This is a genomic window from Pseudoflavitalea rhizosphaerae (genome assembly GCF_003991355.1).
In the GTDB taxonomy this organism is placed as follows: Bacteria; Bacteroidota; Bacteroidia; order Chitinophagales; family Chitinophagaceae; genus Pseudobacter; species Pseudobacter rhizosphaerae.
The window spans coordinates 157,161-172,699 of sequence record NZ_RCSU01000003.1 but is presented as its reverse complement, the minus strand read 5'-3'; the positions used below and the strand labels follow the sequence as shown (position 1 = coordinate 172,699).

The following is a 15,539-nucleotide window of genomic DNA, read 5'->3' as shown; positions in this document are numbered from 1 at the left end:
CGATGATAAGAATTGTTTTTCCCCTTTTTCTATTTTCCATCTTTGCGATGGGTTGCAGCCAGTCCCGGAAACTGGCTGCTTCTTCCGATACAATAACAGTACTGAGTTATAATATCCATACCGGCAATCCACCTACGAAACCAAAAGGGTATGTGGACCTGGATACCATTGCAGCCACTATCAGGAGTTCCGGCGCGGACCTGGTAGCCATTCAGGAACTGGACAGTATCACGAAGCGCACCAATGGTGTTTACCAGTTGAAAGTGCTGGCGGAAAAGCTCAAAATGCATTATCATTTTGAAAGCACCATTCCATATGAAGGCGGTGCATATGGCATCGGCATCTTATCGAAATATCCATTGCAGGAGATCAGCGCATATACGTTGCCGCAAGTGGAAGGATTGAAGTCCGAGCCCAGGAAAGTATTGATCGCAAAAGTGAATATTGACGGAAAGCCGCTGTTATTCGGGTGTACGCATGTAGACTTTACCAGATCCGTGAACCCTGTTCAAATGAAGGAACTGGTGACTATACTGGACAGCCAGCCGGCATTACCAATAATAATTGGTGGTGATTTCAACGCCACACTGGATAGGGAAGGCATGCAGCTTATGGTAAACCAGTTCAGGAATGCCAGTGTTGCCAATGATTTCACCATTCCAGTGATCAACCCCAAAAAGAAAATAGATTTCATTTTCTATAAAGGCTTAACATTTGTGCAGGATAGTGTAATGAGCAGTCATAACTATGGATCGGACCATTTGCCGGTTAGGGCTGAACTGAAATTCCAATAGTATTAGTCCCGAATTCTTTACTTTTGGCCCTTTCCTAACAGCAAATCCATAACGATATGCAGTCCATTTTGAAATCTGTTTTGATTGGTTCCCTGCTGCCCATTGCAGCTTGTAACAACAATGGTGAACAAGAAAAGAATGCAGCGAAAGATCCACTCCAGCAATATGCGGCGCAACGCCTCGCTGGTTATGCACCCGTTAAGCTGACCGCTGACCTCAGCACACTCTCTGAAAAGGAAAAGCAAATGATCCCCTTGCTGATCCAGGCTGCCGATATCATGGACAACCTGTACTGGCAACAATCTTACGGCAATAAAGACAGTCTCCTGAATTCAATTGCAGATTCTGCCAGTCGCGAATTTGCCCGCATCAATTATGGTCCCTGGGATAAGCTCAACAGTGATACTCCCTTCATCGCCGGTTATGGCGCCAAGCCTCATGGTGCTGGTTTCTATCCGGCAGATATGACCAAAGACGAACTGGAAAAATCAGATGTGAAAGATAAACATGGAGAGTATTCCGTGATCCGCCGCGACAGTGCCGGAAAACTCGTCGCCATTCCCTATCATCAATTTTACCAGGAGCCGCTCAAACGTTCTTCTGACCTGCTGAAACAGGCTGCTGCACTGGCGGAAGAGCCCGGTCTCAAAAAATACCTGGAGCTGCGCGCAGAAGCATTGATCACCGATAACTACAAGGCCAGTGATATTGCCTGGATGGATATGAAAGATAATAACCTGGATGTGATCATCGGGCCCATTGAAAATTATGAGGACCAGTTGTACAATTCCCGCAATGCCTATGAAGCGTATATCCTCGTAAAGGATAAAGTGTGGAGCAAAAAACTGGAAAAGTATGTAGCGATGTTGCCCGCTTTACAGAAAGGACTTCCGGTGGATGAAAAATATAAAAAAGAAGTTCCGGGCACATCCTCACAGTTAAACGCATACGATGTTATTTACTATGCCGGGCATTGCAATTCCGGCGGTAAGACCATCGCAGTGAACCTTCCTAATAGCGAAGAGTTGCAAAAAACAAAAGGCACACGCCGTTCGCAACTCAAAAATGCGATGAAGGCCAAATTCGACCAGATCCTGTTGCCCATCGCAAAAGACCTGATCGATCCTTCACAGCTCGGGCAGGTGCAGTTTGATGCCTTCTTCTCCAATGTAATGTTCCATGAAGTAGCACATGGGCTCGGTATCAAGAATACTGTTGACGGAAAAGGAACGGTCCGTTCTGCATTGCAGGAACAAGGATCCTGGCTGGAAGAAGCCAAGGCTGATATTCTCGGACTGTACATGGTTACCAAACTGGTTGAGATGGGCGAACTGCCAGGACCTATCGAAAACTATTACACTACATTCATGGCCGGTATCCTTCGTTCTGTTCGTTTCGGAGCAGGGGAGGCGCATGGAAAAGCCAATATGCTTGCCTTCAATTATTTTGAAGAAAAAGGCGCTTTTGTAAAAACACAGGACGGACATTATAAAGTGGACATGGTCAAATTCCGCGATGCGATGAATGGCCTCAGCAACCTGATCCTGACTTTACAGGGTAATGGCGACAAACCCGCAGTGGAAACACTGATGAAAGAAAAAGCCGTGGTGCGTCCCGATCTGCAAGCTGATCTGAACAAGCTGCAACAAAAAGGTATCCCTGTAGACATCACTTTTGAACAAGGCGTGAAAGTGCTTGGATTGAAATAAAGGAAATAGCAATTACAGAAATCATTTTTATTGGGATCCGGCTGTTTTTATACTAAAGCAGCCGGATTCTAATTTGTGTTAATGATTCATTACATTTTCCCTGTATTCCATTGCCAGTCCAATAAAAAGTATACTTTTATCATTGATTGGTAGCAATACCATCATTCTCCCAAACTATCTGCCATTTGATCAACGCTTAATCCAATGTGTGATGACAGATATGTTAGTTTTCGGATTCCACTATAAACAAAGGTTCTACAAGGCTATTGCCAACATCTGGAAGAAAAGTACCAATGGACTTTATCGTATCACCGTCATGAATGGCGACCTGGAACGTCTCCTTTTCGGGAACAATATCCTTTCGCTGAAAGACGGCAGGTTCCTGATGGAAGATTCGATCGGCGACCTGGAAGTAAGACAATTGCAACAGGCCCTGATGTTGGGGTTGAATAATCACCAGCGGACCCTTGGAATGTGATCTGGCTGATTTTCGTTAATAGCGGTATTTTTGCTGCGCCGGTTCAATATTAGCTCCAGCGCAAAAAATACAGTATGAAGATCATTCCGATAAAAGAAGGGAATTATGCCGTAAACAAGAAAAAGGAATTTACCTTACTGAAAGAAGGCGATAAAATAGAATATTCCAAAATGGCCATTCAGCCATTCCTGGTTGTCACGGAAAATGATCATATACTCCTCGATACCGGCCTTCATTTTTCCCATCTTCAGGAGCCATTAATCTTTCAATCCCTGCAAAAGGAAAATATTCAACCGGAACAGATCACAAAAGTTTTACTATCCCATCTTCATAAAGATCACGCCGATGGATTGGGGCAGGTAAATGAACATTCATTTCACTGCAACTTTCCAGCGGCACAGATCTATATCCAACAACGCGAACTGGATTTCGCATTGCAACAACATCAAAATCCTTCTTACAATATTCCACTTTTAGAAAAACTGCACCTCCTTCCGAATATCGTTTGGATGAATGATGATAAAGGCCAGATCACCGATGAGATCTCTTTCGAAGTAACCGGCGGGCATTCGCCTTTTCATCAATCCTTCCGGATACGCGCCAATGGTGAAACAGCTTTCTATGGAGCAGATAACCTGCCGCTGAAATCATACCTGAAAATGCCTATCGCATACAAAACCGATTACGATGGAAAAAAGGCTAAAGAGCTGCGACTGCAATGGGAGAAGAGCGCCATCGCAGAACATTGGTTCGTGTTGTTCTATCATGATATGAAAACGCCGGTGGTGCAATTCTGATCGGTGAAGGAAAATTGCCATCTCTTCCGGTGCTTGCACCAGCTATCTATTTGCCTTATCTTTACCACGTATGCCCTTAACCGCAATCCCCTTTATTAACAGCCTGCTCGCGCCATTCCGGAAGAAACGTGATGCTGCTATCCAATTCTATTCACAAATACTCGATAATCATTTTCCCTGGTACAAAAGGTTGGATGCCGTAGCCGGGCAAAAATTCGCAGCAAGGGTGTACTATTTCCGCAAATCGAAGAATTTCCATTTTCTCGAAATGGAAAGCAGTGAAGAGGTCGAGGTTTTAGTGAGCGCTGCCGCCGTTCAACTCACATTCGGATTGCCGGAATACAATTATGGATTCTTTGAAGACATCTACATCATCAAAGGCGCTTATACTTACGGTCTCAGCACCACGCCCTGGGCGGGCCATGTAAACCGACAGGGTATCTATGTTGCCTGGGACCATGTATTGAAAGGCTACGTCAGCGAGAACGACGGATACAATGTTGGCCTGCACGAAATGGCGCATGCGTTTGAATATGAGCTGGCATATGGACATTACGCACATGATCATATGCTCAAACACAATTTCGGAATGGTGTATGGGGCCATGAAGCAGGAAGTGATCGAGCAACCTTATCATCCGGCGGCATTGTATTCTCCGCAGGGTACTACCAATATCCACGAATGCTGGGCGGAGAGCGTGGAGTTCTTCTTCGAGAAACCGTCCAGGTTACGCGAATTCTACCCGGCATTGTTCCAGGCCATTGCGCAACTGCTGAACCAGGATCCCGTGAATTGGAAACAGGCGCAACTGGCAGCGGAAGCTGTGCAATGATCAGGGTTTCCGTGAACGATTGCGTAAAAAATGTTGACCATTCCCTTTTTCTTCTCTTCTTTTCTCCTTACACTTGTTGTAACGATTGAACCTTATACCACTTGCCATCATGGATTTGTTCACCATACAGCAGCAGATCTGTCAGGGAGACGAAAGGGCTCTCAGTAACCTGTATGGCCTGTACGCCAGGCGGCTGCTGCATTTTGCGCGGCATATCACCCGCTCGAATGAACTCTCCGAAGAAGTGGTGGAAGACGTTTTCGTGAAACTCTGGGCCCATAGACAAAAGATCATGGACATTGAGAACCTGGCTGTGTATCTCTATGTTGCCGTGAAGAATACATCCCTCAATGCCATCTCCCATAAAGCACGTCAGCTCATTCATTCCTCTTTCGATGATCTTGGAATAGAGATCGATCTGCTGTCCCATGCTGATCCGCATAATCTCCTCGTCACTTCCGAACTGCTCCAGCGGATGCAACTGGTGGTGAATGCACTGCCGCCCCGCTGCCGCATGATCTTCAAACTGGTCCGGGAAGATGGCCTGCGGCACCGCGAAGTGGCGGAAGTGCTCAATATCTCCATACACACGGTAGATACACAAATGGCCATCGCCATCAAAAAGATCTGCGAGGCATTGCAGGTGGGCAACATGCGACGGCGCCTGTGAAAGCGGAGTGTTGCAGTCGCTCGCCTCCCCGGCGAGTGACCAGTATTAGTTCGCCTCTGACGAACACCGCGTCGCCGGAGGCGACGAAATAAAAGTCACTCGCCGGGAGGCGAGCGACTGGCCACAACCCGAAAAAAAAATCAAATTCCTTTAGTGGTGTTTTCTTTTTTTCCTGTCCTCCTTTCTGAATAGCAATCCAACAGAATGGAAACACCGGAATCAATTTACTTTTTGATCTCACGATACCTCAGCGGAGACGCCAATGATGAAGAACGCGCCAGCCTGCTGAAGGCCCTGCAACAGGATCCAGACCTGATGCAACAGTTCAACCTCCTGCAACAATTGTGGGTAGCGGGTGAAACGGCAAAAGAAATGGATGTGGAAAATGAAAAGATCAAAAAGATCCTGCAACTGGCTGCGGTGGAAGAAGTGCTGGAACAACCCGTAATGGAAATGGAAACAGAGCAGTTTTCACAAAGGAAATTCCGTTTCAGGAAATGGATGGTGGCAGCCATCACCGGCGGGATTGTTATTACAGCATATGCAATATTCCAGCTCAATAATAACAGCAACCCTATATCCACCAACGAGATCGTGGCTCACAAGGGCAGCAGGACAAGGACCTTGCTGCCCGACGGCTCGATCGTATGGCTCAATGCAGGCTCCACGCTCAGCTATGATCCTGCATTTAATGGACCACAGCGGGAAATCGTGCTCAATGGCGAAGCCTTCTTCGATATCGCGCCGCAGGCCGGCAAACCCTTCATCGTACATGCAGGCAATATCGATATCAAAGTACTGGGTACTGCATTCAACGTGAAGTCTTACGCCGATGATCACACGGTGGAAACAACATTGCTGCGCGGACTGGTGCAACTTTCCAGGAAAGACAGGCCGGATGCAAAACCGATCCTGCTGAAGCCGCATCAGAAACTGGTATTGGAAAAAGAGATAAAGGAAAATGATGTAAATCAGAAAAAGGAAAATACCATCAGGATACCCGTGCAGTCTGTATTACAACTGGATACCACGCTGCGGGATGATGAGCTGCCGGAAACAGCCTGGATCTATAACCGCCTGCAATTCCGCGGCGATGGATTCCCCGAGCTGGCTAAAAAACTGGAACGTTGGTACAATATCAAAATCCATTTTGAGGACGAAGCCGTGCAATTGCTCACCTTCAACGGTTCGCTGGAAAATGAAACCGTTGAACAGGCATTCCGCGCATTGCAGGTGGCTGTCCCTTTTTCATTTACGATAAAAGGCAATGAACTATTTATTAGCTCACGTACACCAGCTTCGCCCTAAGTAAGCGGTGCAATAAAAAACGGAGAAAGCTGGACCCTTTCCCCGTTGAATACAGGTTAAACATTTCTGTTGTCGTCCCCGCTAAAGGGCGGGGGAGCGATTATTATTTAACCCATAAGAATACTAATGTATGAAAAGTTTTCTAACGGTTGCTGAAAAGCCCTTGCCGTTCAAAGCGCTGCTTATAATGAAATTAACCTTACTTCTGCTGATTGCCGGTTTGCACGTATCTGCCGGAGGGCTCGGACAGGAAAAATTGAGCCTTCATTTCCGGAAAGCGGAGATTGCAAGTGTGTTACAGGCCATTGAAAAACAGAGCAATTTCCGTTTCCTGTACAATGATCAGCTCAACAGTATCCGTAAAAAGGTCTCGCTGGAACTCAAAGAAGCCAGCATCCGCCAGGCCCTCGATCAAATTTTTGCGAACACCCTGCTTACTTATCAGTTTATGGACAATAAACTGATCGTAGTGAAAGAGGACAGGGTCAAACCACCGGCCCGCGATATCACGGGAAAAGTGACGGACGAAAATGGCGCCCCACTCAATGGCGTGTCCGTGAATATCAAAGGCAGTAACCGCGGTACCGCCACCAATGAAAAAGGAGAATATTCCATCAATGCCGAAGATGCTCATATACTCAGCTTCACTTACGTGGGATATGAATCCCAGGAAGTGACTGTTGGCTCCAGAACAACCATCAATATCACCCTGATCTCGGTAGCCAAAAGCCTTGAAAATATTGTAGTGATCGGATATGGACAGGTCCGTAAAAGAGACCTCACCGGATCCGTACTCTCCGTGAAAAGTGAAGACATCCGCAAGACACCCGCTGTGAACGCCCTGGAAGCCTTGCAGGGCAAACTGCCTGGCGCAGATATTGTCCGTAACAGCGGTTCCGCTTCATCCGGCGTATCCATAACTATCAGGGGTAACCGATCCCTTCGTGCAGATAACGGACCACTGATCATCGTGGATGGCGTTCAATACAATTCCATCCAGGATATCAGTTCCAACGATATACAATCCCTCGAAGTATTGAAAGATGCCAGTTCCACCGCCATTTATGGTTCACGCGGCGCCAACGGAGTAGTGATCATCACTACCAAACGCGGCGCCTCCGGCAAACCGAAGATCAGCGCCAGTTCCTACTACGGCATCTCCGAAGTGGCAGGTTATCCTCGTTTCATGAATACCGATGAATACGTGGCCTGGCGCAGGGAAGCCAACAGGAAGATCACCCTGGCTGGCATCAACCCAAATGGCAACTGGACCAGTGACGCCAATGATAACCTGCTGTTCAATAATATCGAGCTCGCCAATATCAACAACAAGGTCAATACAGATTATCCCGACCTCTTCCTTAAACAGGGCAACCAACAGGAACACCATGTAGGCGTATCTGCCGGTAATGAACAAACGAAGGGGTATTTATCTCTCGGTTATTACAATGAGAACGGTATCTTCAAAGGAGATGAATTGAAGAGATATACGGCCCGTCTTGGTCTCGACCAACAGGTGGGCAGGTTCGCCAAAGCAGGGATGCAATTGCAGTTCACCTATTATGATGTGGACCAGCGCACCAGCCCGATGGATGAAGCCAGCAAGATCTCGCCATTCTCACTGCCCCGCGACAGCGCCGGTAATGTGGTGCTCAGTCCCAACAACGAAGCCGCCCGATGGAACCCGCTGATAGATGAACAGCCTGGCATCGCCTATAACAATTCCGTTACCCAACGCACATTCGGCGTTGCCTATGTGGAGATCACTCCGCTCAAAGGGCTCTCCCTGCGCAGCAATCTCGGTATGGTGTTCACCAGTCTTACCAATGGCGCTTTCTTCGATAAGAACTCACTTCTCCAACGCGGCACCAACTCGCTGGGCAGCTACATGGCCGGCAAGGCCCGCAATACCAACTGGGAGAATATCATCACGTACAATAAACAACTGAAGGAACATAATTTCACGCTCACGGGAGTGACCACTTTCCTCCAAAACAATTACGAAGACGCTACAGCACAGGGCAATAAACAGATCTTCCCTTCGCAATTGTACTATGGCCTCGCCAATGCCACGGAAGGCATCAGTATCCGTTCTTCTTACAGCAAAGAGAACCTCGTATCCTTTGCCGGACGGTTGAACTATTCCTTCGCAGGTAAATATCTCGCCTCTTTCAGCATCCGCACAGACGGCAGTTCCAAACTCGGCGAAGGCAACAAATGGAGCGTATTCCCCGCTGCCGCCCTGGCCTGGCGCATCAGCGATGAAGACTTCCTCAAGACCTCCAATACCGTCAGCGACCTCAAACTTCGTGTGAGCTATGGCGTTACGGGAAGTGATGCCATCAGCCCTTACCGCACACAATCCTCCCTCACACGCATTCCCAATGCTTTTGGTGAAACGCCTTTTCCCGGTTATACTTTCAGCGATACCATCGGTAATGCCGCACTCAGGTGGGAAAAGACCAGGGCCTTCAATGTTGGCGTTGATCTCGGCCTCTGGAACAACCGTGTAACGGCTACCATCGATTTCTATCGTACAAGAACAACCGATCTGCTGATCGACAGGCTGTTGCCGCCTACTTCCGGTGTAAGCCGCACTTTCCAGAACATCGGCGCTACCGTCAATACCGGACTGGACATTGGTGTGAATGTAGCCGTGATCAGGAAAACGGATATGAATTTCAATGCAGGCCTCACTTTCTATACCAACCGTGAAAGGATCACTGACCTGCTCAATGGCGTGGATGATGTAGCCAATGAGTGGTTCATCGGTTATCCCGTGAGGGTTTCATACGATTACAGGAAGATAGGTATCTGGCAGTTGGCCGATTCCACCGAAGCGATCGCCAACAAACAACTGCCCGGTGATATCCGTGTATACGATAAAGATGGAAAAGGCATTTCCAGCAGCGACCGTGAAGTGCTGGGACAGCTTGTTCCGAAATGGAATGCCAGCCTCAATCTTGATTTCCGCTACAAGCAATGGGATATGAATGTATTCCTCTTTGCCCGTTATGGACAGACCATCGAATATGCCTATAACGGTCGCGTGCACCTGCCGGGCCGTGAGAATGGCGCCGTAGTGAATTACTGGACGCTCGAGAATCCCAGCAATGATTTTCCCAGGCCACGCACCACCAGCTCCTTTGCCGCCTTGCTCTATTCTTCCACTTTGCAATATGTGGATGGCTCCTTCCTCAAGATCAGGGCCATCACCCTGGGTTATACTTTGCCAAAGACCTTTACTTCCAGGTTCGGCGTTTCAGGGCTCAGGCTCTATGCTACCGGCAGGAACCTGTTCACTTTCTCCAGGGTGGACGACTATGATGTGGAGCGCGGAGGAAGTCTTATCAACCCAATGACCAAACTGGTAGTATGGGGTGTAAGCATCAATCTTTAATCAACAAATGGCTGCACAATGAAAACATCTTTTTATATATGTCTGCTGATGATGGCGCTGGCCGGCGTTTCATCCTGCAAGAAACAACTGACTGAATACAATCCCGGTGGCGTAACTGCGGATGCCGTATTCAATACACCGGCAGGTTTTGAAGCCGGCGTTAGCGCTGCGTATACTTATAACCGTTGGTTATGGGGAAAAGAGGCTGGCTACCATTTGCTGGAAGCCGGCAGTGATCTCTGGCTCAGTGGCGTGGATGATCCCAATACCGAACTTACACAATACACTTCCGGCATGAACCCCGCCAATCCCATCCTGGCGGGCATCTGGAGCAGGATGTATTCCGCCGTGAACCTCTGCAATGCCTTGTTGGGAAGATTGGATAAATCAGGATTGCCACCTGCCACCAAAACCATCCGGGAAGGAGAATTGCGCATGCTTCGCGCCTGGTATTATTTCTTCATCGTGGAAACCTGGGGCGGCGTGCATTTCACGCTGGATGAAACCCAGGGCATCATCACCACTGCCAACAGAACGCCGGAAGCGAAATTCTATGAGCAGATCCTGACCGATCTTCGCACCGCCATCGTGGCTTTGCCGCCCACTACATCTGATAATGGAAGAGCCACCAGGCCTGCGGCCGAAGCATTCCTCTCGAAAGTATTCCTCATCCAGGGGCAGTATGATAGCTGCTACAAATATGCCGACAAAGTGATCAGCGATTATGGATTTACGTTACAATCCAACTATGCCGATATCTTCAATATGAATAACCAGACCGGCAAAGAAGTGATCTGGGCAGTGAACTATACCACCAATCTTACCATGAACGATTTCACCGGACCAGCCGGCGCTATCGTGTATCCCAATGGTCATGCGCGCGGCGCCAATAACGGTCACCTGATGTTCCTGCAGAAATATGATGTGCGTCCGGGAATGGAAAGGACCATCGCTTACGGAAGGCCGTTCAGCCGCTGGATGCCCTCGCTCTTCCTGGTAGACCTTTTTGATGAAACGATCGATTCCCGCTATGCCGCCAGCTTCCAGGGGCTCTGGATCAGTAATAAAGCCGCTGCTACCAGCTACAAAAGAACGCTCACTACCGGTGTTGAACAAACGTTCACGATCAATCCCGGCGATACTGCGCATTTCATCACTAAAGACGTTGTTACCAATGAATGGCGCGATGGCCGCAAGTACGAAGTGTTCGACCGCAACAATATGTACAACGCCAACGGCACGCCCAGGAATAATTCCAATTTCCTGTCGCTTAAAAAATTCCTGGACCCTACGCGTCCATCCGTTGCGGAGCAGCAAAGCGCGCGCGATGCCTTCATCTTCCGGCTTGCTGACATTTACCTGACGGCTGCGGAAGCCAAACATATGCTGGGTGAGAATGGCGTGGCCGCCGACCTGATCAATGAGGTGAGAAGACGTGCAGCCCTTCCCGGCAAACAGGCTGATATGGAGATCACGGAATCAGATATTACACTTGATTTCATTCTGGATGAACGCGCCCGCGAACTGGCTGGTGAACAATGGCGGTGGATCGATCTAAAGAGAACGGGTAAACTGGAAGAAAGAGTGAAAGCCCATAACCCGCAAGCCGCCGGCAATATTCAAAACTATCATGCGCTACGTCCGATCCCGCAAAGCCAGTTGGATGCCGTGACCAACAAAGATGAATTCAAACAGAACGAGGGTTATCAACAATAAACTGTACATGGATCTATCCGGCTTTAAATTGAGCATTCTCAACACTGCCCCTGCTTCTGCAGGGGCTTTTTTACAGGTCCTTGCTCTTGAATTTCCGAACGGACCACCAGAGCGGCGCCAGGATCCAAAGCAGGAGGATCAGTAAAGAAAGCGTCATGCCCCAACCAGTACCGAAGAAATCTTTGAACACGGCGCTGGTAGCGCCCATCAGCGCGGAAATATCCATCTTCAGCAGAATTAATATTCGTGCGAGGTCTATCGGGTTCAGGCTGCTGAAAATGATCATGGGTGTTTCCATGGGATAATCCATAAACTGGAAAAGTAGAAAGAGTATGAGCCCATCGAAAATCAATGTGAAGTAGAACCAGAGCAGCAATGCCAGCCCGATGCCTTTGGCTTTATCGCGGGTAAGTACGGAAGCGAAAAGTGCAATGGCGATGAAGATATTCGTGATCAGTACGCCCATCAGGATCAGTATCCATCCTGATTCGCCCGGTGCATACAATAGTACCGGTAACCCACAGCCGACAAGGAAGGCCAGGCTGCAGGATACGGACAATCCTGTAAAAATGCTCATCCAGATATTCACCCGCTTCAATGGCTGTGATACCAGCAGCTCGATGAACTCGGTGGCATTGTACACGTAAATAGTGGAAAACACGATGCTCACCAGGGGAACCAGGATCAATACAAGATTGAGAAGGCTAAGCAATCCTTTCGCGCTATTGTCTTCCAGGTTGAAAACGCTGAGCGAGATAGCCAGCAGGAAGACCATGTAAGCGATCATGATCTTGTTCTTCAGGATGTCCAGTATTACATATTTGATGATCTTCTTCATATGCATCAGTTTGTTTTCATCACCTGCGCGATGGCGCGCGAGAGTTGAGTTTGGCCAGTGTCCTGCTTCAGTTGTTCCAGGGATTTGTGAAAACGGAGTTGTCCATCCTGCATGTAGATCACTTCCGTTACCAGGTCGTCCAGGTCACTGAGGATATGGGAAGTGATGAGGATGAGTTTTCCTTTTTGTTTTTCTTTCCTGATCTTGTCTTTGAGTAATTCTGTTGACAATGGATCGAGGCCGGCTGTAGGTTCATCCAGGATCAGTACATCTGGGTTGAAGAGGAAAGCGAGGGCTGCACTTACTTTCTGGCGGGTGCCGCCGGAGAGGGTGCGCATCTTTTTATTGTCGATTTCCTGTAGCCCGAAGATTTGGATCAGTTCTTCGTCTAAGGATAGCTGATTGTTCTTCCGGATATCCTTCATCATGTCCAGCACCTGTGCGATGGTCATGTTCTCGGGATACTTGCCCGTTTGCGGCATGTACCCGATCTGTGAGCGGTATTGCCAGTGATGGAGGATATTCTGCTGGTTGAAAGTGATGAAGCCGCTATCGGGAACCACCATTCCAAGCAAACACTTGATCAGCGTGGTTTTCCCGGAACCATTGGGACCGGTGAGTGAAATGCATTGTCCCTTGTTGCAATTGACGCTCACATTATCCAGTGCCGTCAGCTTGCCGAATCTTTTGGTAACATTTGTTGCGATGATCATATCGGCCAGTTAAAACTTCAGTGATTTCATGAGAGGTTGTTCATCTTTAAGTCCTTCAGGCGTGAGACCGGGTAATACTTTTTCCGTTTTATCGAAAAGGTTCACCAGGAAACTCCTGAACAGCATCATGGCTGTTGGATTTCTTTCCACTACCATGGAGTACATGCTTACCGGGCGGAAGGGAACATCTCCGACGCCATCGCGGTTGAGATCATAGCCCTCGTATTTGTCCCAGTAATTCTTATTGAATGAATTCAGCACCAGGCTGCCATTGGTGGCCACATCGAAAGTGTTGCCGGTGAAATTATTTTGCTGGACTGTATTCTCGCTGCAACTGGCCTGTATTCTGAGAGCATAGCCATTGCCGCTGAATATATTTTTGGCGATCATGATCCTGGTAGTGCCTTCGAGGTAGATGCCGGTGGTATTGCGGGTGAATTGATTGTGCTCGATGCGGCTGTCGGAGATCTCTTTCAGGAGGATGCCGTAGGAGCTGGCGCCCCAGTTGGATAGAAAGCGGTTGTGCAGCATCGTTACTGCTTTGGAGAACATCACGGCTACGCCGGCGCCATTCCTTTCGAAAGTGTTTCTATCGTAAATATCATTGTTGGAGAACATGAAATGTAGTCCGTACCGGATGTTATCATGACTGTAATTGTTGCGAATGGAAGAGGCGGTCACGAATTCAAAATAGATACCATCGCGGTGACCGCTGATCTCGTTATCGGTGATCTGCATGCTATCGCTTTTCCAGCAGTGGATGCCATTGGCGGAACCCAGTTCTGTTTTGGCATAAGAGTGGATGGTGTTACCGGCGATGAGGCAGGAGCTGGCATGCTGGCTGTAGATGCCGAAAAAAGTATCGTCCAGTTTATTGTTGCGGATGGTAACGTTGCGGGCGTTGGCGATGCGGATAGCGGCAATATCATTATAACTGGAAGTGCCGGAATGCTGAACGGCGAATCCTTCCAGTATTACATTATTTGATTTGATGGTGATGATCTCGTATTTCTTTTCTCCGTCGATGATGGGAAAATCGATGCCTCTCAGGTGGACTGCTTTGTTCACTTCGATGGTCCCTTCTTTGTATATTCCTTTTCCCACGAGGATGGTATCGAAAGGTTTTGCCTGATCGATGGCCAGTTGGATTTTTTTTACCGGACCTGCCGGGCTCACACGTATGATACCGGCCAGGGCTGGCAGCGAGGCCAGCACCGGCAACAGTACCATTGTCAAAACCAACTGTTTATTTTTCAATTTCATTCCAGCTTGTTAAGGTGGCGTTGAATTGTTTCTGGAATTGTTCAGCAGCTTCTTTTGAAGCGAAAGCTGCAAGATCTCCGCCCATCGGGCTTTTCAGCTCCTGGCTTTTGAGCAGCACGGAGCTGGAGGCGTCCAGTAATTGTCCCTGGTTCGCATAATCGAGCAGGTAAATATTTTTCACATCATCTTTCTTCACAGTTCCGGCATGGAGGAAGCCCGAGAGGCATTTTGCATCATCGAACCTGTATATTTTTCCTTTTTTGGTGAGCAGCTCTCCGCCGAATTTGGGATCGGTGATGGTCATTTTGCAGTGGTCGCAAACATCCACATTGAATTTGATGGGATGCGGTCCGCCGGAGCAGGAACTGAGGGTGAACATCAATGCGCAACTGATGATCAATGCTGTTTTTTGTGAGGCCTTTCTCATGTTGATGATTTCGTGGTAAACGCCGAAGGCGATGAGCAGCCCGGCTGCGATGAAGATCCATCCGCCGGTGTCTGGGATGGAATAGGCGCCGAAATTGAGCAGTTGTTTGAAGCCGATCAATGGCGGCTGGTAGCTCATGCCCGGCACCTGGATGGGAGCGGCAGGATCGAGATTATGTCCGTAATTGTATTCCCATCGATAAAAATCGATCATGGCCACCACGGCGAAAAGAAAGAAAAAGCCTGCCCACAGGAGGAAGAACCATCTGCGGTTAATCACTATTGAAAGCAGGCCGAAAAAAGAAAGGATGCCGAATATCCAGGGGAGCACAACAAATTCCACAAAGTCCCTTGTGTGTAAAGTGCGCATGCCGATATAGTGATTGAGGCCGTTGACAACTTCAATATCACCACCCAGCTTATGCGGGTAAATACGTAGTTCCAATCCTTCAGGGTATTGCGGCGCTGACAATTCTATTTTCCACATGGGAAAGAAGAGTACTGCTATCAGTGATAGGGCGGCCAGCGCTGTTATGAATTTGGTGGTTACTGACATCCTGTTCTTCATTTCAAAAGTTTTTCTTTCTGTCTGTGT

General features: G+C 48.2%; 13 protein-coding genes. 9 read left to right on the top strand and 4 right to left on the bottom strand.

What is annotated here, in order from left to right; translation table 11 throughout:
* The first annotated feature begins 2 nt into the window (after nt 1-2).
* The 9 genes from D9Y29_RS06515 to D9Y29_RS06475 all read left to right on the top strand — a co-directional run bounded on the left by D9Y29_RS06515 (nt 3) and on the right by D9Y29_RS06475 (nt 11,704).
* On the top strand, nt 3-794 hold the full coding sequence (locus D9Y29_RS06515; protein ID WP_127126227.1) for an endonuclease/exonuclease/phosphatase family protein: 792 nt from the start codon (nt 3-5) through the stop codon (nt 792-794).
* A gap of 56 nt (nt 795-850) precedes the next feature.
* A complete protein-coding gene (locus D9Y29_RS06510) occupies nt 851-2,503 on the top strand; it encodes a dipeptidyl-peptidase 3 family protein (RefSeq protein WP_127126225.1) in 1,653 nt (550 codons plus the stop codon).
* A gap of 211 nt (nt 2,504-2,714) precedes the next feature.
* Nucleotides 2,715-2,981: a hypothetical protein gene (locus tag D9Y29_RS06505; RefSeq protein ID WP_127126223.1), complete on the top strand. Its 267-nt coding sequence runs from the start codon at nt 2,715-2,717 to the stop codon at nt 2,979-2,981.
* Between the two features lie 74 nt (nt 2,982-3,055).
* A complete protein-coding gene (locus D9Y29_RS06500; RefSeq protein ID WP_127126221.1) occupies nt 3,056-3,778 on the top strand; it encodes an MBL fold metallo-hydrolase in 723 nt (240 codons plus the stop codon).
* A 70-nt stretch (nt 3,779-3,848) separates the two neighbouring features.
* Nucleotides 3,849-4,610 carry a zinc-dependent peptidase gene (locus tag D9Y29_RS06495; RefSeq protein WP_127126219.1) on the top strand — a complete coding sequence of 254 codons (762 nt, stop codon included), beginning with the start codon at nt 3,849-3,851 and terminating at the stop codon, nt 4,608-4,610.
* A gap of 109 nt (nt 4,611-4,719) precedes the next feature.
* The gene (locus D9Y29_RS06490; protein ID WP_127126217.1) at nt 4,720-5,280 is read left to right on the top strand and encodes an RNA polymerase sigma-70 factor; all 561 of its coding nucleotides are present in this window, start codon (nt 4,720-4,722) and stop codon (nt 5,278-5,280) included.
* 204 nt (nt 5,281-5,484) lie between these two features.
* Nucleotides 5,485-6,588 carry a FecR family protein gene (locus D9Y29_RS06485; RefSeq protein WP_127126215.1) on the top strand — a complete coding sequence of 368 codons (1,104 nt, stop codon included), beginning with the start codon at nt 5,485-5,487 and terminating at the stop codon, nt 6,586-6,588.
* Between the two features lie 187 nt (nt 6,589-6,775).
* Complete coding sequence (locus D9Y29_RS06480; RefSeq protein ID WP_164735290.1) at nt 6,776-9,988, top strand: TonB-dependent receptor; 3,213 nt, start codon at nt 6,776-6,778, stop codon at nt 9,986-9,988.
* An 18-nt stretch (nt 9,989-10,006) separates the two neighbouring features.
* Nucleotides 10,007-11,704, top strand: a complete 1,698-nt coding sequence (locus D9Y29_RS06475) for a RagB/SusD family nutrient uptake outer membrane protein (RefSeq protein ID WP_127126211.1) — start codon at nt 10,007-10,009, stop codon at nt 11,702-11,704.
* Nucleotides 11,705-11,774: 70 nt separating this feature from the next.
* On the opposite strand, the gene D9Y29_RS06470 is transcribed toward D9Y29_RS06475, so the two are convergent.
* From D9Y29_RS06470 to D9Y29_RS06455, 4 genes are read right to left on the bottom strand one after another with little or no spacing between them, the layout of a single operon-like run.
* Entirely contained in the window at nt 11,775-12,542 is a 768-nt protein-coding gene (locus D9Y29_RS06470; protein WP_127126209.1) for an ABC-2 transporter permease, read from the bottom strand.
* A gap of 5 nt (nt 12,543-12,547) precedes the next feature.
* Entirely contained in the window at nt 12,548-13,255 is a 708-nt protein-coding gene (locus D9Y29_RS06465) for an ABC transporter ATP-binding protein (RefSeq protein ID WP_127126207.1), read from the bottom strand.
* A gap of 9 nt (nt 13,256-13,264) precedes the next feature.
* Entirely contained in the window at nt 13,265-14,518 is a 1,254-nt protein-coding gene (locus D9Y29_RS06460; RefSeq protein WP_164735289.1) for a nitrous oxide reductase family maturation protein NosD, read from the bottom strand.
* Nucleotides 14,502-15,512: a nitrous oxide reductase accessory protein NosL gene (locus D9Y29_RS06455; RefSeq protein WP_127126205.1), complete on the bottom strand. Its 1,011-nt coding sequence runs from the start codon at nt 15,510-15,512 to the stop codon at nt 14,502-14,504. The genes D9Y29_RS06460 and D9Y29_RS06455 overlap by 17 nt, the downstream gene beginning before the upstream one ends.
* Nucleotides 15,513-15,539: the final 27 nt, after the last annotated feature.

Excerpts from the sequence above, each read along its gene's own strand:
- D9Y29_RS06465 (WP_127126207.1), bottom strand. The coding sequence starts at position 13,255 with ATGATCATCGCAACAAATGTTACCAAAAGATTCGGCAAGCTGACGGCA.
- D9Y29_RS06515 (WP_127126227.1), top strand. The coding sequence starts at position 3 with ATGATAAGAATTGTTTTTCCCCTTTTTCTATTTTCCATCTTTGCGATG.
- D9Y29_RS06485 (WP_127126215.1), top strand. The coding sequence starts at position 5,485 with ATGGAAACACCGGAATCAATTTACTTTTTGATCTCACGATACCTCAGC.
- D9Y29_RS06460 (WP_164735289.1), bottom strand. The coding sequence starts at position 14,518 with ATGAAATTGAAAAATAAACAGTTGGTTTTGACAATGGTACTGTTGCCG.
- D9Y29_RS06495 (WP_127126219.1), top strand. The coding sequence starts at position 3,849 with ATGCCCTTAACCGCAATCCCCTTTATTAACAGCCTGCTCGCGCCATTC.
- D9Y29_RS06455 (WP_127126205.1), bottom strand. The coding sequence starts at position 15,512 with ATGAAGAACAGGATGTCAGTAACCACCAAATTCATAACAGCGCTGGCC.
- D9Y29_RS06505 (WP_127126223.1), top strand. The coding sequence starts at position 2,715 with ATGACAGATATGTTAGTTTTCGGATTCCACTATAAACAAAGGTTCTAC.
- D9Y29_RS06500 (WP_127126221.1), top strand. The coding sequence starts at position 3,056 with ATGAAGATCATTCCGATAAAAGAAGGGAATTATGCCGTAAACAAGAAA.
- D9Y29_RS06475 (WP_127126211.1), top strand. The coding sequence starts at position 10,007 with ATGAAAACATCTTTTTATATATGTCTGCTGATGATGGCGCTGGCCGGC.
- D9Y29_RS06510 (WP_127126225.1), top strand. The coding sequence starts at position 851 with ATGCAGTCCATTTTGAAATCTGTTTTGATTGGTTCCCTGCTGCCCATT.
- D9Y29_RS06470 (WP_127126209.1), bottom strand. The coding sequence starts at position 12,542 with ATGAAGAAGATCATCAAATATGTAATACTGGACATCCTGAAGAACAAG.
- D9Y29_RS06480 (WP_164735290.1), top strand. The coding sequence starts at position 6,776 with ATGAAATTAACCTTACTTCTGCTGATTGCCGGTTTGCACGTATCTGCC.
- D9Y29_RS06490 (WP_127126217.1), top strand. The coding sequence starts at position 4,720 with ATGGATTTGTTCACCATACAGCAGCAGATCTGTCAGGGAGACGAAAGG.